The sequence below is a fragment of the Serratia rubidaea genome, from assembly GCF_016026735.1.
Classification (GTDB): domain Bacteria; phylum Pseudomonadota; class Gammaproteobacteria; order Enterobacterales; family Enterobacteriaceae; genus Serratia_B; species Serratia_B rubidaea.
The window spans coordinates 1,450,366-1,471,873 of the sequence record NZ_CP065640.1 but is presented as its reverse complement, the minus strand read 5'-3'; the positions used below and the strand labels follow the sequence as shown (position 1 = coordinate 1,471,873).

Below are 21,508 nucleotides of genomic sequence, written 5' to 3'. Positions count from 1 at the left end.
GTTGTTTGCCCTGGGGTGGGGGATTCTACTCAAGTTTAGACGATCGACCAAGCGGTACGGATCGTCGGGTAATTAAAAGAAGATCTTTTTTATTTAAAGATCTCTTTATTAGATCTCTTATTAGGATCGCGATCCTCGGTGGATAACTGAGGATTCACGATAGAGATCAGAAAATTAGGAAGGATCGTTTACTGTGAATGATCGGTGATCCTGACGCTGATAAGCTGGGATCTAAATAGTGACTTATGCACAGGACAAAAAGCATACGGCAGTTGTTATTTGGATAACTACCGCTTTTACCCTGCTTTTAAGCTTAGTTATACACAATAGTTCGCACGATCTTTGAACGAATCAGAGTAAATTAATCCAACTTTTCAGCCATTCTTCCGCCGGATCTTCCGGAATATCGTGTTGCGTCACGTCGATCTCCAGCCGATCGCCGATCCTTTTCGCACCGCGAGCCTGTAACAGATCGTCGATCTGCACGATCGCGCCGCAGAAGGTATCGTACTCCGAACTGCCCAGACCGACGGCGCCGAACTGCACCTGAGATAAATCAGGCTGACGTTCACTGATCTCGTCCCACAGCGGCTGCAGATTATCCGGCAGTTCGCCGGCGCCGTGGGTGGAGGTGACCACCAGCCAGCGTCCGGACGGCGTCAGTTCATCCAGTTCAGGCCCGTGCAGCATCTCGGTGGAAAAACCGGCGTCTTCCAGTTTTTCGGCCAGATGTTCCGCCACATATTCAGCACTGCCAAGCGTACTGCCGCTGATCAGAGTAATGTCTGCCATGAATGAATGATCTCAACCTGCTGCAAAGAGGCAGCATTGTACGCTGTGAATCGCCGGGGATCTACCTGTGGATAATATGGGTATAGTAAAAATCCGTTATGGGACGATGGTGCGCATAATGGGGTTCTGCAGCGAGATCAGCGTTTCCGTCGACTGAATTTCATCAATCGTCTGGATCTTGTTGATAAGTACCTGTTGCAGCGCATCGATCGAGCGGCACATCACCTTGATAAACACGCTGTAATGGCCGGTGGTGTAGTAGGCTTCGACCACTTCTTCCAGACTTTCCAGCTTGCTCAGCGCCGAAGGGTAGTCTTTGGCGCTCTTTAATATAATGCCGATAAAGCAGCAGACGTCGTAACCCAGCTGCTTGGGGTTCACATCGACCCGGGCGCCGGTAATGATGCCCGCCTGCTTCATCTTCTCGACGCGCACGTGGATGGTTCCCGGACTGACGGCAAAGGTTTTCGCCAGTTCGGCATAAGGCGTACGCGCGTTGGCCATCAGCGCGTTGAGAATGCCGCGATCGAGATTATCGATCTGATAAATTTCCGCCATTTTATCCCCCATAAATTATGGTTTATTGAATTATCACCGCTTAAAAATGAACGATTAAAAGTCAAAGCGCAATATTGTTTGATGGATATTGAATTGTGGCGCCGTTGTGTTGCTTAATCATCAGCAACAGAGACAGGGTATTAAGAGATACGGCAATGAAAAAACAGTTTATCCAAAAACAACAACAAATCAGCTTCGTGAAATCGTTCTTCTCCCGCCAGCTGGAACAGCAGCTGGGCCTGATTGAAGTTCAGGCGCCGATCCTCAGCCGCCTGGGCGACGGCACGCAGGATAACCTGTCCGGCAGCGAGAAAGCGGTGCAGGTCAAAGTGAAAACTCTGCCGGATGCGACCTTTGAAGTGGTGCATTCGCTGGCCAAGTGGAAACGCAAAACCCTGGGCGCCCATGACTTCAGCGCCGGCGAGGGCCTGTATACCCATATGAAGGCGCTGCGTCCGGATGAAGATCGCCTGAGCGCCATTCACTCGGTGTACGTCGACCAGTGGGACTGGGAGCGGGTGATGGGCGATGGCGAACGCAATCTGGAACACCTGAAAAGCACCGTGCGCAGCCTGTATAGCGCGATTAAGGAAACCGAAGCGGCGGTAAGCCGTGAATATGGTCTGGCACCGTTCCTGCCGGAGCAGATTCACTTTGTGCACAGCGAAGCGCTGCTGCAGCGTTTCCCGGAGCTGGACGCCAAAGGCCGTGAGCGGGCGATTGCCAAAGAGCTGGGCGCGGTATTCCTGATCGGCATCGGCGGCAAGCTGTCGCACGGCCGCTCGCACGATGTGCGCGCGCCGGATTATGATGACTGGAGCACCGTCTGCCCGGATGGACTGTCCGGCCTCAACGGCGATATTCTGGTGTGGAACCCGGTGCTGGAAGACGCCTTCGAGATCTCTTCAATGGGGATCCGCGTTGACGCCGACGCACTGCAGCGTCAGCTGGCCCTGACGGAAGATGAAGATCGCCTGCAGCTGGAGTGGCACCAGTCGCTGCTGAAGGGGGAAATGCCGCAGACCATCGGCGGCGGTATCGGCCAGTCGCGTCTGGTGATGCTGTTGCTGCAGCTGCAGCATATCGGTCAGGTGCAGTGCGGCGTGTGGTCGCCGGAAGTGCGCGCCAGCGTGGAAGGCCTGCTGTAACGCGTGCCTAGCGCCGCCAGCGGCGCATTAAGCGGCTTTTTAACCCGGTATCAAAGCGCCAGATATGATCGAAGATGCGCATAATGCCGGGTTTGCCGTAGGCGGACATCGCCACCGCATGAAAACGCTGCTGGTGGCTTTGCTGCTGCTGTTTCACCTTTTTGATCACCTCGTCCGGCAGCCGCTGGGCGATAAAGTCGGAAATAATCACCGCGTCGGCATCAAACCAGCCGCTCTCCGCCATTTTTCCCACCGTTGCGCTCAGGCAGGCCGCCAGATCGGTGCCGCCGCGAAAATGCTGACCGAGAAAGCGCACCGCCTGTTCGATACCGCTGGCGGCGGTCAGTTCGTAATGAACAATCTGGTTGGCGAACAGCATGATGTAGCAGCGGCGGTTATCCGCCAGCGCAATGCGCAGCAGCGCCAGACAAAACGCCTTGGCGCACTGTTCGTTGAAGCCGCCCATTGAGCCGGAGGTATCGACGCAGACGATAAACGGACCGCGCGGCTGCTGATCCTGCTGTTGATAAGTCACCTGACGGATCATCAGCTTCTCCTGCCAGGCGTCTCCCTGCAGGCGGTAGCTCAGCAGCTGTTTTTCCAGCAGGCGGCGGTAAAACTCCAGTTCCAGCTCCTCAATGCCGAGCGTCGCCAGCTCCGGCGGCAGCAGGCGTAAGATATCATCGCTCTGATGCACGCCGTTCACCTCTTCCGGCAGCGTGGCGGGCACCCGCACCATAACGTGGTACGGCTCCGGCTGCGCATCCTGCTGCTGAATGGCTTTCGCCTCGTAGCTGCGTCCCAGCTGCTGGGCCAGCTTTTTCAGCTCGGGCTGGGTTTGCAGAAAGTTGCCGTATTCCACCAGCCGCTGATAGTCGCCGCGCTGCAGCTGCCCTTTGCTCATATCCCACAGCCTGCCGGCGGCGGTATCGTTTTCCGCCAGCACCGGCTCCAGCGCGCCGCTCAGCGTCAGCCGTTCCTGCAGCTCCGCCATCAGCTGTTCGCGTTCCTGTTCCAGCAGCTGGTGGTGCAGCATGGTGGCCTGCAGCGTCAGGCTGATGCGCCACCGCTGCAGAAACAGGGTCTGGAAGCTGTCGTCCGGCGGATGGTTGGGCAGATCGGCCGCGTCCACCAGCTTGCGCGCCTGTTCATAGAAGGGGGAAACCAGCTGGCGCAACAGCTCCAGGGTGTCGTTGAGGTTTTGATAAAACTGCGCGTTGCTTTCTAGCTGGCACTGCTGGTAACGATAGAACTCCTGCGCCAGCGCCGGCGGCACCATCGCCTCCTGGATCCGCTGTTTTAACTGCAGTTTCCAGCGCGGCAGGTCGCGATCCAGCGCGCGGCGCAGCGCCGGAAATTTCCTGAAGAACGCAGACAGATGCGGAGCGGCCAGCATGGCGACGATCATATCCTCGATCAGTTCGCCTTCGGTAATGGCCAGCAGCAGGTTGAGCGTTTCCAGGTTCAGCATGGTTACTGGCCCAGCATTTGCTGTTGTTGCTGTTTTATTTGCTCCGCCACCTGCAGCAGGCTGGCTTCTATCCTGGCCAGGCCGGCGGCCGGGGTGAACAGGCAGGGCTGATGCTGACTAAACAGCCGGCGCTGCTCCGCCAGCCGCTGCATCAGGGTATCCAGCTCCTCCAGCAGCTCCGGCGGCGTGGCGCTGGTCTGTTTGCCCGGCAGCGCCAGCAGCGACGGTTGACGGCTGACGTCCAGCACCGTCAGGTGCAGCTGCTCATCCACGTCCAAATCAATCTGCTGGGCGAAACCGATGCCGTTGAGCTTGGCGCGTACGTCGCCGCCTTTTTGCAGCCAGTTTTCCAGCGCGCTGCTGTCGATGCTTAAATGGTTTACCTGAATATCGTGCAGCTGCAGCGGTTTTTGCAGCAGCAGCGTCAGCGTGCCGCTGCCGAGCGTCTCGCCCAGCGCATACTGTGGCTTGCGGCTGAACATGCCGCCTTTTTTCACCAGGCTGATGGCCCGGCGATCGCTTTGCTGCTGCTGATGCTGCATCCAGCGGGTATGTAACTGCTGCAGCTGGATCAGCAGCGGCTGCTGCTGATAGGCCTGCTCGCTCAGCAGCTGGTCAATCTGCTGCTGCATCAGCTTCATGGAGGCCAGATCGTGCCACAGGCAGTCTTTCAGCAGCATCAGGTCGAGCGGGGCAATGGACTCGCGGCCGCTGAAAAAGGCGCAGGCCTGCAGTAAACGCAGCGCTTTTTTCCAGCGCCGGTCGGAAACATAGGGCGCCTGCTCCAGCGCATCCAGCCGCTGGCGCAGCAGGAAGATCAGCTCAAAGCAGTTTTCCGGCAGCTGAACCTTATCGATCTGCGCCTGCCACTGATGGAACTCTTCATCGCTGACGCTCAGCGCTTCCGGCACCGGGTTCTGGTTTTCACTCTGCCGGTTGGTCAGCAGCGAGCGGAAGTTCTGTTTATCCTGCACCTTGTCCAGCCACAGGCGGATCAGCATGCGGTCATACAGCGCCTCCAGGCTGTTGTCGGCCTCCGGCAGTTCGTTTGAGGCGGTGACCAGCAGGCGCAGCGGTATCGGCGCTTCGCTGTTGCCGTTGCGGAAGCGGCGTTCGTTAATCGCGGTCAGCAGGGTGTTGAGAATGGCGGGGCCGGCCTTCCAGATTTCATCGAGGAACACGATCTCCGCTTCCGGCAGGTAGCCGTCGGTCAGGCGCTGGTAGCGGCCTTCGTCTTTGAGCGCCTGAATGGAGAGCGGGCCGAAGACCTCTTCCGGGGTGGAGAAGCGGGTCATCAGGTATTCGAAGGAGCGGGCATGGCGGAAGGCGAATTTGAGGCGGCGGGCGATCAGACTTTTTGCAATGCCCGGCGGACCGAGCAGAAACACGCTCTCGCCGCTTAACGCCGCCAGCAGGCAGAGCCGGATGGCTTCCTGACGTTCATAAAGGCCGCTCTCAAGCGCGCTGCTGAGCCGGGAAATTCGTTCTGCCAGTAGTGATGAAGACGCCATAAGATTTTTCGCGTTGTCCGAGATAAATTAGCCAATCTTGTCCGAATGGGCGATGATAAACCACCATCATTTTTAATGGTATAGCTGGTTGATTAGCCAAAACTTTCTATTATCAAATGTATTGTTTGCTCACACTTTGTCGTTTTTCTTAGACATTTTATAGAGTAGGCAACCTAAGGTATTCGTGCATACTGTGCGGTTTTTAGTGGACGTAACGGATCTTGGAGCCCGTACTGGCGGATACAGCGCCGACGGTAGTTCTAATCAAGAAAGCGAATTATGAGCACAGAACGTAAGCAGTCCCTGGCGGCGGTAACCCTGGCGGCTATCGGCGTGGTGTATGGCGATATCGGCACCAGCCCGCTTTATACCCTGAGAGAGTGTTTTTCAGGTCATTATGGTTTTGATGTCCGGCCCGACGTGGTGTTTGGCTTCCTGTCGCTGATTTTCTGGATGCTGGTCATTATTGTCTCGCTGAAATACCTCACCTATGTGATGCGGGCGGACAACGCCGGCGAAGGCGGTATTTTAACGCTGATGTCACTGGCCGGCCGTAATACCTCGGCGCGCGCGACCGCGGTGCTGGTGATACTCGGCCTGATAGGCGGCAGCTTCTTTTACGGCGAGGTGGTGATCACCCCGGCGATCTCGGTGATGTCAGCCATCGAAGGTCTGGAAATCGCCGCGCCGGCGCTGGATCCCTACATTATACCGCTGGCGATCCTGGTGCTGACGCTGCTGTTTGTCATCCAGAAGCACGGCACCGGCAGCGTGGGTAAACTGTTTGCTCCGGTGATGCTGATCTGGTTCCTGACGCTGGCGCTGCTTGGCGCGCGCAGCATTATCGACAATCCGGAAGTGCTGCAGGCGCTGAATCCGAAATGGGCTCTGCACTTCTTTATCGAATATAAGAAAGTGTCGTTCTTTGCCCTGGGAGCGGTGGTGCTGTCGATCACCGGCGTTGAGGCGCTGTACGCCGATATGGGCCACTTCGGTAAATTCCCGATTCGTCTGGCCTGGTTCACCGTGGTGCTGCCGTCGCTGGTGCTGAACTACTTCGGCCAGGGCGCGCTGCTGTTAAAGAACCCGGCTGCGATCAAGAACCCGTTCTTTCTGCTGGCGCCGGACTGGGCGCTGATTCCTCTGCTGATTCTGGCCACGCTGGCGACGGTGATCGCCTCGCAGGCGGTGATCTCCGGCGTTTTCTCCCTGACCCGCCAGGCGGTGCGTCTGGGCTATCTGCCGCCGATGCGCATTATCCATACCTCGGAAATGGAGTCCGGCCAGATCTATATTCCGGTGATTAACTGGCTGCTGTATATCTCGGTGGTGTTGGTGATCGTCAGCTTTGAACACTCGAGCAATCTGGCGGCGGCCTACGGCATTGCGGTAACCGGCACCATGGTGCTGACCAGCATTCTGGTAACCTCGGTGGCGATTAAAAACTGGCACCTGAACCGCTTCCTGGCGGTGGGAATATTGACCATTTTGCTGCTGATCGATGTGCCGATGTTCTCCGCCAACGCGCTGAAGCTGTTTTCCGGCGGCTGGCTGCCGCTGACCATCGGCCTGATGATGTTTATTGTCATGACCACCTGGAAGAGCGAACGTTTTCGCCTGCTGCGCCGCATGCATGAGCACGGCAACTCCCTTGAGGCGCTGATCGCCTCGTTGGAGAAGTCGCCGCCGGTGCGGGTGCCGGGCACCGCGGTGTTTATGTCGCGCGCCACCAACGTCATTCCGTTTGCGCTGCTGCACAATCTCAAACATAACAAAGTGCTGCACGAGCGCGTAGTGCTGTTGACGCTGCGCACCGAAGACGCGCCGTACGTCCATAACGTCAGACGGGTCACCATCGAGCAGCTGTCGCCGACCTTCTGGCGCGTGGTGGCCAGCTACGGCTGGCGTGAAACGCCGAACGTTGAAGAGGTGTTCCACCGCTGTGGCCTGGAAGGCCTGCCGTGCCGCATGATGGAGACCTCGTTCTTTATGTCGCATGAGTCGCTGCTGTTGAGCAAACGGCCGTGGTATCTGTTCCTGCGCGGTAAACTGTTTATTGCGCTCAGCCGCAATGCGCTGCGGGCGCCGGATCAGTTTGAAATTCCGCCGAACCGGGTTATCGAGCTGGGAACGCAGGTTGAAATATAAGGTTTCGTTATCTCTTCTCTCGGGGGCGTCGCATGCGGCGCCCCTTTCTTTTTACCGGCATTGGCGCGTCAATATCGAAACGTTTCGATAGCGATCACATTTCCACACCGTGGCAGTTGCCTTCCTTTGTTGATTTTTTACACTCCACGACAAGCGAAACGTTTCGCTGGTAAAGAATAAGTGGAGCGAAAGAAATGAAAAAAGGCGTGCTGCTTAATGCCGACATATCCGCGGTGGTTTCTCGCCTCGGCCATACCGACCAGCTCACCCTGTGCGACGCCGGTCTGCCGATCCCCGCCGGCGTAGAACGCATCGATGTGGCGCTGATGGCCGGAGTGCCGACGTTTTTACAGCTGTTTGCCGCGGTAACGCAGGAGATGCAGGTAGAAAGCGCCATTTTGGCCGAGGAACTCGTCACACAAAACCCCTCGCTCCATCACGCGCTGTTGGCGCAGCTGACGCAACTGGGTCAGCTGCAGGGCAATACCGTCAGCGTACGCTATATCAGCCACAGCGATTTCAAAGCGCAAACCGGGCACAGCCGGGCGGTGATCCGCAGCGGGGAGTGTTCGCCCTATGCGAACGTCATCCTGTGCGCCGGCGTAACTTTCTGAGGCATTTATGCAACCTTTATTGCAACTGACCGGGATAGATAAGGCGTTTCCCGGCGTGAAGGCGCTGTCCGGGGCGGCGCTCAGCGTTTACCCCGGCAGGGTGATGGCGCTGGTGGGGGAAAACGGCGCCGGCAAGTCCACCATGATGAAAGTGCTGACCGGCATCTACAGCAAGGATGCTGGCAGCGTGCGTTTCCTCGGTAAAGAGGTGGCGTTTCACGGGCCAAAAGCATCCCAGGATGCCGGTATCGGCATTATTCACCAGGAGCTGAACCTGATCCCGCAGCTGACCATTGCGGAGAACATCTTTCTCGGCCGCGAGTTTGTTAACCGCTTCGGCCGTATCGACTGGAAACGCATGTACGCCGAGGCGGACAAGCTGCTAAAGCGCCTTAACCTGCGCTACAGCAGCCACCGTCTGGTGGGTGAGCTGTCGATTGGCGATCAGCAGATGGTGGAAATCGCCAAGGTGCTGAGCTTTGAGTCGCAGGTGATCATTATGGATGAGCCTACCGACGCGTTGACCGACACCGAGACCGCCTCCTTATTTAAGGTGATCAACGAACTGAAGGCGGCGGGCTGCGGCATTGTGTATATCTCGCACCGGATGAAAGAGATTTTCGAGGTCTGCGATGACGTCACCATCTTCCGCGACGGCCAGTTTATTGCCGAGCGGCCGGTGCGTGAGCTGCAGGAAGAGCGGCTGATTGAAATGATGGTCGGTCGTAAGCTGGAAGACCAATACCCGCGGCTGAACCTGCCGCGCGGCAACAAACGGCTGGAAGTCAGCCGGCTGTCCGGCCCCGGCGTACAGGACGTCAGTTTTACCCTGTATCGCGGTGAAATTCTTGGCGTTGCCGGGCTGATGGGCGCCGGTCGTACCGAATTAATGAAAATTCTGTACGGCGCCGCGCCGCGCAAAGGCGGCAGCGTGCGGCTGGACGGTCGCGAAGTGCTGTGCCGCTCGCCGCAGGCCGGGCTGGCGAACGGCATCGTCTATATTTCCGAAGACCGCAAGCGCGACGGCCTGGTGCTCGGTATGTCGGTCAAAGAAAACATGTCGCTGACCGCGCTGCGCTATTTCAGCCGCCTGGGCGGCAGCCTGAAGCAGGCTGAAGAACGGCAGGCGGTGGGGGATTTTATTCGCCTGTTTAACATCAAAACCCCGTCCATGGAGCAGCCGATCGGCCTGCTTTCCGGCGGTAATCAGCAGAAGGTGGCGATTGCCCGCGGGCTGATGACGCGGCCTAAGGTGCTGATTCTTGATGAGCCGACGCGCGGCGTCGACGTCGGGGCGAAAAAAGAGATTTACCAACTTATCAACCAGTTCAAACAGGAAGGGCTCAGCATCATTCTGGTGTCTTCGGAGATGCCGGAAGTCCTGGGAATGAGCGACCGCGTACTGGTGATGCACGAAGGCCACATCAGCGGTGAGTTCCCGATTGAGCAGGCCACTCAGGAAGCGTTGATGGCCGCGGCCGTCGGCAAGCAATACGGCGCAAAGCAGGAGTAATTAACTATGAGTTCTCAGACTATCGCAACCAGGCGCTGGTTCAGTAAAGAATGGCTGTTGGAGCAGAAGTCGCTGATTGCGCTGCTGGTGCTGATCGCCGTGGTATCGACCATGAGCCCGAACTTTTTCACGCTCAATAACCTGTTCAATATTCTGCAGCAGACCTCGGTCAACGCCATTATGGCGGTAGGCATGACGCTGGTGATCCTGACCTCCGGCATCGATCTGTCGGTGGGATCGCTGCTGGCGCTCACCGGCGCGGTGGCGGCATCGATCGTCGGGCTGGAAGTCAACGCGCTGGTGGCGGTGGCCGCCGCGCTGGCGCTGGGTGCGGCGGTTGGCGCCTGTACCGGGGTTATCGTCGCCAAAGGCAAGGTGCAGGCGTTTATCGCCACCCTGGTGATGATGCTGCTGCTGCGCGGCGTCACCATGGTGTACACCAACGGTAGCCCGGTCAATACCGGCTTTACCTATGTGGCCGACGCGTTTGGCTGGTTCGGCATCGGCCGTCCGCTTGGCGTGCCGACGCCGATCTGGATTATGGCGATCGTGTTTATTGCCGTCTGGTACCTGCTGCAGCATACCCGTCTGGGCCGTTATATCTACGCGCTGGGGGGCAATGAAGCGGCGACGCGGCTGTCCGGCATCAGCGTAGACCGCGTGAAAATCATCGTATATTCGCTGTGCGGCCTGCTGGCGGCGCTGGCCGGGGTGATTGAAGTCGCGCGCCTGTCCTCGGCGCAGCCTACCGCCGGCACCGGTTATGAACTGGACGCCATCGCCGCGGTGGTGCTGGGCGGCACCAGCCTGGCGGGCGGCAAGGGACGCATCGTCGGCACCCTGATCGGCGCGTTGATCCTCGGCTTCCTGAACAACGGGCTGAATCTGCTGGGTGTTTCTTCCTACTATCAAATGATCGTCAAGGCGGTGGTGATACTGCTGGCGGTACTGGTAGACAATAAAAGTAACAAGTAACCTCCCCCTACAGGAATAACGACCATGAAAATGAAAAAATTAACGATGCTGGTTTCCGCGGTGGCGCTGAGCGCCACCCTGAGTGCCAATGCGTTGGCGAAAGACACCATCGCGCTGGTGGTCTCCACGCTGAATAACCCGTTCTTTGTGTCGATGAAGGATGGCGCGCAGCAGGAAGCGAACAAGCTGGGCTATAAGCTGGTGGTGCTGGATTCGCAGAATAACCCGGCGAAAGAGCTGGCTAACGTGCAGGATCTGATGGTGCAGAACCCTAAAATGCTGCTGATCAACCCGACGGATTCCGATGCGGTCGGCAATGCGATTAAAATGGCCAACCAGGCGAAAATCCCGGTCATCACGCTGGATCGCGTGGCGACCAAAGGCGAGGTGGTGAGCCATATCGCCTCCGATAACCGCGTTGGCGGTAAAATGGCCGGCGACTTTATTGCCGATAAGGTCGGCGCGGACGCCAAAGTGATTCAGCTGGAAGGCATTGCCGGCACCTCCGCTGCCCGTGAGCGCGGCGAAGGGTTTAAACAGTCGCAGGAACAGCATAAGTTCAAACTGCTGGGCAGCCAGCCGGCAGATTTCGATCGCACCAAAGGGCTGAACGTGATGCAGAACCTGCTGACGGCGCACCCGGACGTGCAGGCGGTATTTGCCCAGAACGATGAAATGGCGCTGGGCGCACTGCGCGCGCTGCAAACCGCCGGGAAAAGCGACGTGATCGTCGTTGGTTTTGACGGCACCGCCGACGGCGTTAAGGCGGTGGAAAGCGGTAAACTGGCGGCGACGGTGGCGCAGCGTCCCGATCAAATCGGCGTTATCGGCGTGGAAACCGCGGATAAAGTGCTGAAAGGCGAAAAAGTGGCGGCAACCATCCCGGTTGATTTGAAACTGGTCACCAAATAAGTCATACCTGCGCCATCGGAGCAGACCTGCCGATGGCGCTCTGTTAAAGGAATCAATGCGATGGAAACAGGAAAGCTGGTGGTTCTGGGCAGTATCAATGCCGACCATATCCTTAATATTGAGCAATTTCCCCGTCCGGGCGAAACGGTGATCGGGAAACAGTATAAGGTGGCGTTCGGCGGCAAAGGGGCCAACCAGGCGGTGGCCGCCGGCCGCAGCGGCGCCGATATTGCCTTTATTGCCTGTGTGGGCGCCGACGACGTCGGCGAACGGGTGCGCCGGCAGTTGGCGACCGATCGTGTTGATACGCAGTCGATAGAAGCGATTGAAAACTGCACCACCGGCGTGGCGTTAATTTTCGTTAATGGCGAAGGTGAAAATGTGATCGGCATTGATGCCGGCGCCAATGCGGCATTAACGCCGGCATATCTGGCGCGCTATCAGCAGCGGGTGAGCGATGCCGACGCCCTGCTGATGCAGCTTGAATCACCGCTTGAGACGGTGATCGCCGCCGCGCGTCTGGCAAAACAGCACCAGACGCGGGTAATCCTCAACCCGGCGCCGGCGCGTGAACTGCCGGATGAACTGCTGGCGATGCTGGATATGATTACCCCGAACGAAACCGAAGCGGAGCGCTTGACCGGTATTGCGGTGGACAGTGAGCAGGATGCCGCGCGTGCGGCGCAGGCGCTGCACCAGAAAGGCATCGAGACGGTACTGATCACTCTCGGCAGCCGCGGCGTGTGGTTGAGTGAGCGCGGTGAGGGCAAACTGGTGCCGGCCTTTAAGGTTGAAGCCGTCGACACCATCGCCGCCGGCGATACCTTTAACGGCGCGCTGCTGACGGCGCTGCTGGAAGGCAAAGCGATGCAGGACGCCGTACGCTTCGGCCATGCCGCCGCGGCGATTGCCGTGACGCGCCCGGGGGCCCAGCCTTCCGTGCCGTGGCGTGAAGAGATCGACGCCTTTTTGCAGCGGCAGGAGTAAATTTTTGGCCACCATGAAAGATGTCGCCCGTTTGGCGGGCGTATCAACCTCTACCGTATCGCACGTGGTTAATAACAATCGTTTTGTCAGCGATGCGGTGCGAGACAAAGTGATGGCGGCGGTTGAGCAGTTGAACTACGCGCCGTCGGCGCTGGCGCGCAGCCTGAAGCTCAAACAAACGCATACCATCGGCATGCTGGTCACCGCCAGCAATAACCCGTTTTATGCCGAAGTGGTGCGCGGCGTGGAGCGTAGCTGTTACGAGCGCGGCTATAGCCTGATTTTATGCAACACAGAAGAAGATGCGGCGCGGATGAACCGCAGTATGGAAACGCTGTTGCAAAAGCGTGTCGACGGGCTGCTGGTGATGTGCACCGAAAATCACCGGCCGTCGCCGGCGAACCTGAGCCGTTACCCGTCACTCCCCATTGTGATGATGGACTGGGCGCCTTTTGAAGGGGCGAATGACATTATTCAGGACAACTCCCTGCTCGGCGGCGAAATGGCCACGCAATATCTGATATCCCGCGGCTACCGGCAGATTGCCTGCATTGCCGGGCCACAGGATAAAACCACTGCGCGCAACCGCCTGGAGGGCTACCGCCGGGCGATGCAGCAGGCGGGATTGCCGATCCTGCCTGGTTATGAAGTGCATTGCGACTTTGAGTTTGAAGGCGGCGTACGCGCCATGCAGCAACTGCTTGCCTTGCCGGTCGCGCCGCATGCGGTTTTCGCCGGCAATGACGCGGTGGCGGTCGGCGTATACCAGGCGTTGTTCCAGGCCGGGCTGCGCGTGCCGCAGGATATGGCGGTGATGGGATACGACGATATTGAACTGGCGAAGTATCTGGCGCCGCCGTTAAGCACCATTCATCAGCCGAAAGACTCGCTGGGAGAGCTGGCGATCGATGCGTTGATCAATCGCCTGCAGAACCCACAGCGTGCCGCACAGGTGATGGTACTTACTCCTGAGCTGGTGGAGCGCGCCTCGGTGGGGCAGCTCAGCTGACTTTGGCGCGCTTCTCCTTACCGGTAATCAAATTGCGGCCGTCTTTTTTGCGCAGCAGCATAAACACCAGCGCGGAGGCGACGCTGACGATCCCCATGGTAATAAAGGTGTAGTGGAAGTGGTCGATAATGGTGCCCAGCGACAGCGAGTCGTAAAAGCGCAGTACTGCCGCGCTGACGGCCACGCCGAAACTGATGGAGAGCTGCTGGGTTACCGCCAGCACGCTGTTGCCCGAACTGGCGTTGGCGTCGCTAAGATCGCCCAGGCTGATGGTATTCATCGCCGTAAACTGGGTCGACATCGCCATGCCCAGTAAAAATAGCGGAATAATCAGCAGCCACAGCGGCATGCCCGGGCTTTGCAGGGCAAACTGCGCAATCAACACGCCGATAATCACCGTAATGCCGACCAGCGTGCTGCGGTAACCGAACCAGCGCAGCACCTGTGACACGGTCGACTTGGCCAGCAGGGAGCCAATGGCGGTTGGTGCCATCATGCAGCCGGCGACGATCGCCGAGTAGCCGAAACCCACCTGCAGCATCAGCGGCATCAAAAAGGGAATACAGCCGGTGCCAAGGCGCGAGGCGACGTTGCCGGCAATGCCGACGGAGAACGTGCGCGTCTTGAATAAGTCCAGACCGATCAAAGGCTGCGTACGGCGACGGGCATGGACGATATAGCCTGCCAGCATCACAAACCCGCTTAAAAATACGCCCAGCGAGATATAACTGGCCAGCACGCGTTCGCCGAACAGCTCCAGGCCGGTGGATATCATCACCAGGCTCAAACCGAACAGCATAAAGCCGAGAAAATCAAACGGCCGTTTCGGCGTGGTGAAGTCCGGCATATATTTGCGTGCGTACAGAATGCCGAGCAGGCCGATAGGGATATTGATAAGGAAAATCCAGTGCCAGGTGGCGTAGGTCACCAGCCAGCCGCCGAGCATCGGGCCGAGAATCGGCCCCACCAGGCCGGGCATGGTGACGAAGTTCAGGACCGGCAGCAGCTGGCTGCGCGGGTAGGCGCGCAGTAACGCCAGCCGCGCCACCGGCATCATCATCGCACCGCCGACGCCCTGAATCACGCGGGATATCACCAGGAAACTAAGGCTGGGGGAGAGCGCGCATAGCAATGAACCCAACGTAAACAGCGAAACGGCAAAGATAAATATCCGGCGCGTGCCGAAGCGGTCGGCCAGCCAGCCGCTCACCGGAATCAGCATCGCGACGGTCAGGGTATAGCTGATGACGGCCGACTGCATGGCCAGCGGCGAACGTTCCAGGCTCTGGGCGATCGCCGGTAAAGCGGTGTTGAGAATGGTGGCGTCCAGCGCCTGCATAAAGAACGCCATAGCGGCTATCCAGGGCAACCCTGCCATACTGCGCGCGTTTTTCGTCATTGTTTTCCTGCTTAATCCCGGGTGATTTCCTTCTTCTATATAGAAGAGGGATTTTTTTCGCCTAACAGAATCTGGCATGCCTTAAAGGCGCCCTGGGCGTCTTTGGCCAGTATGGCGTCGACAATATCCTGGTGCTGCTGCAGTTTGATCACTTCGTTGTTGGTTATCGCCCTGAAATAGCTCTGATATACGGAGCTGAACAGGTTAGAGAATGAGATCAGGAATGGATTGCCGCTGGAGGCGTAAATCAGCTGGTGGTATTGCGTGTCCACCTGTATCCAGCGTTCGCGGTCAAAATCATCGTGCAGGGCGCGCATTTCCGCCATCAGCGCCGTCAGCTGCGCCCGTTGTTCTTCATCGGCCTGTATGGCGGCCAGTGAACAGGCCTGTGGCTCCAGCGAAGTACGCAGTATAAGAAAGTGCTGCATCACCTGATCGAAGTTTTCCCGCGTCATCCACCAGGTCAGCAGCTCCTGGTCGAGGAAGTTCCAGTGGTTTTGCGGCATCACCCGCGTGCCGATGCGCGGTCGCGGCAGCAGCATGCCTTTGGCCGCCAGTATTTTTACCGCTTCCCGTACGGCGGTGCGGCTGACGCCGAATGTTTCTCCCAGTTCCATTTCTCCGGGCAGAATGCTGCCCGCTTTAAACTCGCCGGCCAGAATCTGTTGGCCGAGTTTTTCTGCCAGTAAATAAGAAAGATTGCGTTGTGCGGCCTGTTGTTGAGCATCTAGTTGCATGGCTGCGGGTCCTTGGCTTACGTCGTTACTGTTATTTTACTCTACTGAGCGCGGGGTTTTATGGCTGTTTGTCGGAAAAAGTGATGTAAAAATGCGCTTTTTAGCCCCTTTTGCTGAAAAATAACGCAGTTGAAAAGTTTTTTTAAATTAGGGGTTGCGGCGTTCTGAGAACTCCCTATAATGCGCCTCCACTGACCGGGAACAACGACTGACAAGCCGCCGGGTCAGCGAGAAGAAAGCGAAATAAACGCTTGACTCTCCGGGCGAAAAGCGTAGTATACGCAGCCCGCGCCGATGAGAATTATCTCCGGCGGTGCTCTTTAACAATTTATCAGACAATCTGTGTGGGCACTCACAAGACGATATCCAGCATCTTCGGATGCAAAAAAATATCAAGTCTTGAAGAGTGACTAACTGAAGTAAAATTCATGCAGTAAATCTTTGAGAAACAGCTATTAACTTAGCGAATCAAGCTTTTAATTGAAGAGTTTGATCATGGCTCAGATTGAACGCTGGCGGCAGGCCTAACACATGCAAGTCGAGCGGCAGCGGGAGGAAGCTTGCTTCCTCGCCGGCGAGCGGCGGACGGGTGAGTAATGTCTGGGGATCTGCCCGATGGAGGGGGATAACCACTGGAAACGGTGGCTAATACCGCATAACGTCGCAAGACCAAAGTGGGGGACCTTCGGGCCTCACACCATCGGATGAACCCAGATGGGATTAGCTAGTAGGTGGGGTAATGGCTCACCTAGGCGACGATCCCTAGCTGGTCTGAGAGGATGACCAGCCACACTGGAACTGAGACACGGTCCAGACTCCTACGGGAGGCAGCAGTGGGGAATATTGCACAATGGGCGCAAGCCTGATGCAGCCATGCCGCGTGTGTGAAGAAGGCCTTCGGGTTGTAAAGCACTTTCAGCGAGGAGGAAGGTGGTGAACTTAATACGTTCATCAATTGACGTTACTCGCAGAAGAAGCACCGGCTAACTCCGTGCCAGCAGCCGCGGTAATACGGAGGGTGCAAGCGTTAATCGGAATTACTGGGCGTAAAGCGCACGCAGGCGGTTTGTTAAGTCAGATGTGAAATCCCCGAGCTTAACTTGGGAACTGCATTTGAAACTGGCAAGCTAGAGTCTCGTAGAGGGGGGTAGAATTCCAGGTGTAGCGGTGAAATGCGTAGAGATCTGGAGGAATACCGGTGGCGAAGGCGGCCCCCTGGACGAAGACTGACGCTCAGGTGCGAAAGCGTGGGGAGCAAACAGGATTAGATACCCTGGTAGTCCACGCCGTAAACGATGTCGATTTGGAGGTTGTGCCCTTGAGGCGTGGCTTCCGGAGCTAACGCGTTAAATCGACCGCCTGGGGAGTACGGCCGCAAGGTTAAAACTCAAATGAATTGACGGGGGCCCGCACAAGCGGTGGAGCATGTGGTTTAATTCGATGCAACGCGAAGAACCTTACCTACTCTTGACATCCAGAGAACTTAGCAGAGATGCTTTGGTGCCTTCGGGAACTCTGAGACAGGTGCTGCATGGCTGTCGTCAGCTCGTGTTGTGAAATGTTGGGTTAAGTCCCGCAACGAGCGCAACCCTTATCCTTTGTTGCCAGCGGTTCGGCCGGGAACTCAAAGGAGACTGCCAGTGATAAACTGGAGGAAGGTGGGGATGACGTCAAGTCATCATGGCCCTTACGAGTAGGGCTACACACGTGCTACAATGGCGTATACAAAGAGAAGCGAACCTGCGAGGGCAAGCGGACCTCATAAAGTACGTCGTAGTCCGGATTGGAGTCTGCAACTCGACTCCATGAAGTCGGAATCGCTAGTAATCGTAGATCAGAATGCTACGGTGAATACGTTCCCGGGCCTTGTACACACCGCCCGTCACACCATGGGAGTGGGTTGCAAAAGAAGTAGGTAGCTTAACCTTCGGGAGGGCGCTTACCACTTTGTGATTCATGACTGGGGTGAAGTCGTAACAAGGTAACCGTAGGGGAACCTGCGGTTGGATCACCTCCTTACCTAAAGATATCCTGACTGTGCAGTGTCCACACAGATTGTCTGATGAAAAGAACGAGCAAAGCGTCTGCGAAGCCGACATATTCAGTGTCCCCTTCGTCTAGAGGCCTAGGACACCGCCCTTTCACGGCGGTAACAGGGGTTCGAATCCCCTAGGGGACGCCACTTGCTGATATCGGGTGAAAGACGGTATCAAACGATATCTCAAAACTGACTTACGAGTCATGTTTGAGATATTTGCTCTTTAACAATCTGGAACAAGCTGAAAATTGAAACGATTGAACGCTTCTTGACGTAAGAAGTGGTTCAACGAGTCTCTCAAATGTTTGCAACGCGAAGTGAAACATCTTCGGGTTGTGAGGTTAAGTGACTAAGCGTACACGGTGGATGCCTAGGCAGTCAGAGGCGATGAAGGGCGTGCTAATCTGCGAAAAGCGTCGGTAAGGTGATATGAACCGTTATAACCGACGATACCCGAATGGGGAAACCCAGTGTGTTTCGACACACTATCGTTAAGTGAATACATAGCTTAACGAGGCGAACCGGGGGAACTGAAACATCTAAGTACCCCGAGGAAAAGAAATCAACCGAGATTCCCCCAGTAGCGGCGAGCGAACGGGGAACAGCCCAGAACCTGAATCGGCTTGTGTGTCAGTGGAAGCGTCTGGAAAGTCGCACAGTAAAGGGTGATAGTCCCGTACACGAAGATGCACAGGTCGTGAGTTCGATGAGTAGGGCGGGACACGTGTTATCCTGTCTGAATATGGGGGGACCATCCTCCAAGGCTAAATACTCCTGACTGACCGATAGTGAACCAGTACCGTGAGGGAAAGGCGAAAAGAACCCCGGCGAGGGGAGTGAAATAGAACCTGAAACCGTGTACGTACAAGCAGTGGGAGCACCTTCGGGTGTGACTGCGTACCTTTTGTATAATGGGTCAGCGACTTATATTTTGTAGCAAGGTTAACCGAATAGGGGAGCCGTAGGGAAACCGAGTCTTAACTGGGCGTCTAGTTGCAAGGTATAGACCCGAAACCCGGTGATCTAGCCATGGGCAGGTTGAAGGTTGGGTAACACTAACTGGAGGACCGAACCGACTAATGTTGAAAAATTAGCGGATGACTTGTGGCTGGGGGTGAAAGGCCAATCAAACCGGGAGATAGCTGGTTCTCCCCGAAAGCTATTTAGGTAGCGCCTCGTGAACTCATCTTCGGGGGTAGAGCACTGTTTCGGCTAGGGGGCCATCCCGGCTTACCAAACCGATGCAAACTCCGAATACCGAAGAATGTTATCACGGGAGACACACGGCGGGTGCTAACGTCCGTCGTGAAGAGGGAAACAACCCAGACCGCCAGCTAAGGTCCCAAAGTCATGGTTAAGTGGGAAACGATGTGGGAAGGCACAGACAGCCAGGATGTTGGCTTAGAAGCAGCCATCATTTAAAGAAAGCGTAATAGCTCACTGGTCGAGTCGGCCTGCGCGGAAGATGTAACGGGGCTAAACCATGCACCGAAGCTGCGGCAGCGACGCTTATGCGTTGTTGGGTAGGGGAGCGTTCTGTAAGCCGTTGAAGGTGGCCTGCGAGGGTTGCTGGAGGTATCAGAAGTGCGAATGCTGACATAAGTAACGATAAAGCGGGTGAAAAACCCGCTCGCCGGAAGACCAAGGGTTCCTGTCCAACGTTAATCGGGGCAGGGTGAGTCGACCCCTAAGGCGAGGCTGAAAAGCGTAGTCGATGGGAAACAGGTTAATATTCCTGTACTTGGTGTTACTGCGAAGGGGGGACGGAGAAGGCTAGGCTAGCCGAGCGACGGTTGTCTCGGTTTAAGCGTGTAGGGGGGTGTTCCTGGTAAATCCGGAACGCTGTTAACCCTGAGGCGTGATGACGATGCACTACGGTGCAGAAGTAGTTGATGCCAAGCTTCCAGGAAAAGCCTCTAAGCTCCAGGTAACATCAAATCGTACCCCAAACCGACACAGGTGGTCAGGTAGAGAATACCAAGGCGCTTGAGAGAACTCGGGTGAAGGAACTAGGCAAAATGGTGCCGTAACTTCGGGAGAAGGCACGCTGGCGCGTAGGTGAAGTCCCTTGCGGATGGAGCTGAAGCCAGTCGCAGATACCAGCTGGCTGCAACTGTTTAATAAAAACACAGCACTGTGCAAACACGAAAGTGGACGTATACGGTGTGACGCCTGCCCGGTGCCGGAAGGTTAATTGATGGGGTTATCCGTAAGGAGAAGCTCTTGATCGAAGCCCCGGTAAACGGCGGCCGTAACTATAACGGTCCTAAGGTAGCGAAATTCCTTGTCGGGTAAGTTCCGACCTGCACGAATGGCGTAATGATGGCCAGGCTGTCTCCACCCGAGACTCAGTGAAATTGAACTCGCTGTGAAGATGCAGTGTACCCGCGGCAAGACGGAAAGACCCCGTGAACCTTTACTATAGCTTGACACTGAACATTGAGCCTTGATGTGTAGGATAGGTGGGAGGCTTTGAAGTGTGGACGCCAGTCTGCATGGAGCCATCCTTGAAATACCACCCTTTAATGTTTGATGTTCTAACTCTGCCCCATAATCTGGGGTGAGGACAGTGTCTGGTGGGTAGTTTGACTGGGGCGGTCTCCTCCCAAAGAGTAACGGAGGAGCACGAAGGTTAGCTAATCACGGTCGGACATCGTGAGGTTAGTGCAAAGGCATAAGCTAGCTTGACTGCGAGAGTGACGGCTCGAGCAGGTGCGAAAGCAGGTCTTAGTGATCCGGTGGTTCTGAATGGAAGGGCCATCGCTCAACGGATAAAAGGTACTCCGGGGATAACAGGCTGATACCGCCCAAGAGTTCATATCGACGGCGGTGTTTGGCACCTCGATGTCGGCTCATCACATCCTGGGGCTGAAGTAGGTCCCAAGGGTATGGCTGTTCGCCATTTAAAGTGGTACGCGAGCTGGGTTTAGAACGTCGTGAGACAGTTCGGTCCCTATCTGCCGTGGGCGTTGGAAGATTGAGAGGGGTTGCTCCTAGTACGAGAGGACCGGAGTGAACGCACCACTGGTGTTCGGGTTGTCATGCCAATGGCACTGCCCGGTAGCTAAGTGCGGAAAAGATAAGCGCTGAAAGCATCTAAGCGCGAAACTTGCCTCAAGATGAGTCTTCCCTGGGACTTCGAGTCCCCTGAAGGAACGTTTAAGACTAAGACGTTGATAGGCTGGGTGTGTAAGTGCAGCGATGCATTGAGCTAACCAGTACTAATGAACCGTGAGGCTTAACCTTACAACACCGAAGGTGTTTTAGAGAGACATGACAAAATCGTCGGGAACGATTTTGAACAACGCGGAGCGTTGGCCCCGAAGGGGTGAGTATCAGGATGATACGAATAATTTTCAGCCTGTTCTGTGATTGAAGTCCGAAGGATTTCGCGCTGAAGCAAGGCGGCAAGCGATGGCGGAGCAGGAGCATACATGAGTATGTGACTGTGACGACAGAGAGCGGCCAACGCGGCAGCAGCGTGAAAGACACAGGACGGGTAAAAAAGAATTTGCCTGGCGGTAATAGCGCGGTGGTCCCACCTGACCCCATGCCGAACTCAGAAGTGAAACGCCGTAGCGCCGATGGTAGTGTGGGGTCTCCCCATGCGAGAGTAGGACACTGCCAGGCATCAAATAAAGTAGAAAGCCTCATGCGAAAGCATGAGGCTTTTTGCGTTTGGTCAGAAAAAATAAA

At 56.5% G+C, this 21,508-nt stretch carries 14 protein-coding genes, 1 tRNA gene and 3 rRNA genes; 12 read left to right on the top strand and 6 right to left on the bottom strand.

Going from position 1 to position 21,508, the window contains the following annotated elements; translation table 11 throughout:
- Window positions 1-351 precede the first annotated feature (351 nt).
- Complete coding sequence (gene mioC / locus I6G83_RS06830; protein ID WP_054306059.1) at window positions 352-792, bottom strand: FMN-binding protein MioC; 441 nt, start codon at window positions 790-792, stop codon at window positions 352-354.
- 96 nt (window positions 793-888) lie between these two features.
- A complete protein-coding gene (gene asnC, locus I6G83_RS06825; RefSeq protein ID WP_015962426.1) occupies window positions 889-1,350 on the bottom strand; it encodes a transcriptional regulator AsnC in 462 nt (153 codons plus the stop codon).
- 155 nt (window positions 1,351-1,505) lie between these two features.
- Here asnC and asnA point away from each other — a divergent pair, with 155 nt between their 5' ends.
- Window positions 1,506-2,498: an aspartate--ammonia ligase gene (asnA, locus tag I6G83_RS06820; RefSeq protein ID WP_054306058.1), complete on the top strand. Its 993-nt coding sequence runs from the start codon at window positions 1,506-1,508 to the stop codon at window positions 2,496-2,498.
- Between the two features lie 7 nt (window positions 2,499-2,505).
- On the opposite strand, the gene viaA is transcribed toward asnA, so the two are convergent.
- Both viaA and ravA read right to left on the bottom strand, forming a co-directional pair.
- Complete coding sequence (gene viaA, locus I6G83_RS06815) at window positions 2,506-3,969, bottom strand: ATPase RavA stimulator ViaA (protein ID WP_015962424.1); 1,464 nt, start codon at window positions 3,967-3,969, stop codon at window positions 2,506-2,508.
- 2 nt (window positions 3,970-3,971) lie between these two features.
- Window positions 3,972-5,480 (bottom strand): ATPase RavA, encoded by a 1,509-nt coding sequence (gene ravA, locus I6G83_RS06810; protein WP_015962423.1) that lies wholly within the window; start codon window positions 5,478-5,480, stop codon window positions 3,972-3,974.
- Window positions 5,481-5,759: 279 nt separating this feature from the next.
- On the opposite strand from ravA, the gene kup reads away from it, so the two are divergent.
- The 7 genes from kup (at window position 5,760) to rbsR (ending at window position 13,638) form a co-directional block, all read left to right on the top strand.
- On the top strand, window positions 5,760-7,628 hold the full coding sequence (gene kup / locus I6G83_RS06805; protein WP_054306057.1) for a low affinity potassium transporter Kup: 1,869 nt from the start codon (window positions 5,760-5,762) through the stop codon (window positions 7,626-7,628).
- A gap of 194 nt (window positions 7,629-7,822) precedes the next feature.
- Window positions 7,823-8,242 carry a D-ribose pyranase gene (rbsD, locus tag I6G83_RS06800; RefSeq protein ID WP_015962421.1) on the top strand — a complete coding sequence of 140 codons (420 nt, stop codon included), beginning with the start codon at window positions 7,823-7,825 and terminating at the stop codon, window positions 8,240-8,242.
- Between the two features lie 7 nt (window positions 8,243-8,249).
- The gene (rbsA, locus tag I6G83_RS06795) at window positions 8,250-9,755 is read left to right on the top strand and encodes a ribose ABC transporter ATP-binding protein RbsA (protein ID WP_054306056.1); all 1,506 of its coding nucleotides are present in this window, start codon (window positions 8,250-8,252) and stop codon (window positions 9,753-9,755) included.
- 6 nt (window positions 9,756-9,761) lie between these two features.
- The gene (rbsC, locus tag I6G83_RS06790) at window positions 9,762-10,730 is read left to right on the top strand and encodes a ribose ABC transporter permease (protein ID WP_054306055.1); all 969 of its coding nucleotides are present in this window, start codon (window positions 9,762-9,764) and stop codon (window positions 10,728-10,730) included.
- A gap of 24 nt (window positions 10,731-10,754) precedes the next feature.
- Entirely contained in the window at window positions 10,755-11,642 is an 888-nt protein-coding gene (gene rbsB, locus I6G83_RS06785; protein WP_054306054.1) for a ribose ABC transporter substrate-binding protein RbsB, read from the top strand.
- Window positions 11,643-11,702: 60 nt separating this feature from the next.
- On the top strand, window positions 11,703-12,629 hold the full coding sequence (rbsK, locus tag I6G83_RS06780; RefSeq protein ID WP_054306053.1) for a ribokinase: 927 nt from the start codon (window positions 11,703-11,705) through the stop codon (window positions 12,627-12,629).
- A 4-nt stretch (window positions 12,630-12,633) separates the two neighbouring features.
- The gene (gene rbsR, locus I6G83_RS06775; RefSeq protein WP_054306052.1) at window positions 12,634-13,638 is read left to right on the top strand and encodes a ribose operon transcriptional repressor RbsR; all 1,005 of its coding nucleotides are present in this window, start codon (window positions 12,634-12,636) and stop codon (window positions 13,636-13,638) included.
- Here the strand turns inward: rbsR and mdtD are convergent.
- Entirely contained in the window at window positions 13,631-15,037 is a 1,407-nt protein-coding gene (gene mdtD, locus I6G83_RS06770) for a multidrug transporter subunit MdtD (RefSeq protein WP_054306051.1), read from the bottom strand. The two genes, rbsR and mdtD, sit on opposite strands and share 8 nt — an antisense overlap.
- A 35-nt stretch (window positions 15,038-15,072) precedes the next feature.
- Window positions 15,073-15,774, bottom strand: a complete 702-nt coding sequence (locus tag I6G83_RS06765) for a FadR/GntR family transcriptional regulator (RefSeq protein WP_054306050.1) — start codon at window positions 15,772-15,774, stop codon at window positions 15,073-15,075.
- Window positions 15,775-16,251: 477 nt separating this feature from the next.
- On the opposite strand from I6G83_RS06765, the gene I6G83_RS06760 reads away from it, so the two are divergent.
- The 4 genes from I6G83_RS06760 to rrf all read left to right on the top strand — a co-directional run bounded on the left by I6G83_RS06760 (window position 16,252) and on the right by rrf (window position 21,442).
- Window positions 16,252-17,793, top strand: a 16S ribosomal RNA gene (locus I6G83_RS06760).
- An 87-nt stretch (window positions 17,794-17,880) separates the two neighbouring features.
- A tRNA-Glu gene (locus I6G83_RS06755) sits at window positions 17,881-17,956 on the top strand.
- Between the two features lie 195 nt (window positions 17,957-18,151).
- Window positions 18,152-21,058, top strand: a 23S ribosomal RNA gene (locus tag I6G83_RS06750).
- 268 nt (window positions 21,059-21,326) lie between these two features.
- Window positions 21,327-21,442, top strand: a 5S ribosomal RNA gene (gene rrf / locus I6G83_RS06745).
- Together the 16S, 23S and 5S rRNA genes with 1 tRNA gene alongside form the textbook arrangement of a ribosomal RNA operon.
- The last annotated feature ends 66 nt before the right edge of the window (window positions 21,443-21,508 follow it).